This is a genomic window from uncultured Mycobacterium sp. (genome assembly GCF_964249325.1).
Classification (GTDB): Bacteria; Actinomycetota; Actinomycetes; order Mycobacteriales; family Mycobacteriaceae; genus Mycobacterium.
In genome coordinates this window covers 3,232-3,734 of the sequence record NZ_CAXUCH010000261.1, presented here as the reverse complement: position 1 = coordinate 3,734, position 503 = coordinate 3,232, and the positions used below count along the sequence as shown (strand labels likewise).

The window sequence follows — 503 nt, the reverse complement described above, 5'->3', positions numbered from 1 at the left end:
CCGCAATTCGTGGTGTGGCCCGAGGACGCCTCGGAAATCGATCCGCTGCGCAACGCGGATGCTTCCCAGCAGATCACCGCTGCGGTGGATGCGATCGGTGCGCCGATCCTGGTCGGCACGTTGACCGACGTTCCCGGCGCGGCCGGCGCCAAACCGGCAGCCCGCAACACCGTGATCGTGTGGAACCCCAGAACGGGGCCAGGCGACCGGCACGACAAGCAGATCGTGCAGCCGTTCGGCGAGTACCTGCCCTGGCGGGGATTCTTCCGCCATCTCACCGCCCTGGCTGACTGGGCGAGCAATATCGTGCCCGGCCAAAGTACCGGAGTGGTGCACGCCGCCGGCGTTCCGGTCGGCGTGGCCACCTGCTGGGAAGTGATCTTCGACCGTTCGCTGCGCGAATCCGTCCACAACGGCGCGCAGGTGCTGGCGGTGCCCGCCAACAACGCCAACTTCAACCAGCGGATGAGCGAACAGCAGCTGGCGTTTGCCAAGCTTCGCGC

The 503-nt window shown here is 67.2% G+C and carries 1 pseudogene (running past both ends of the window); it reads left to right on the top strand.

Annotation, left to right across the window (positions count from 1 at the left end):
• Positions 1–503, top strand: a pseudogene (lnt, locus tag ACFE99_RS21975) (apolipoprotein N-acyltransferase) (it extends past both window edges: 1,153 nt to the left, 1,233 nt to the right).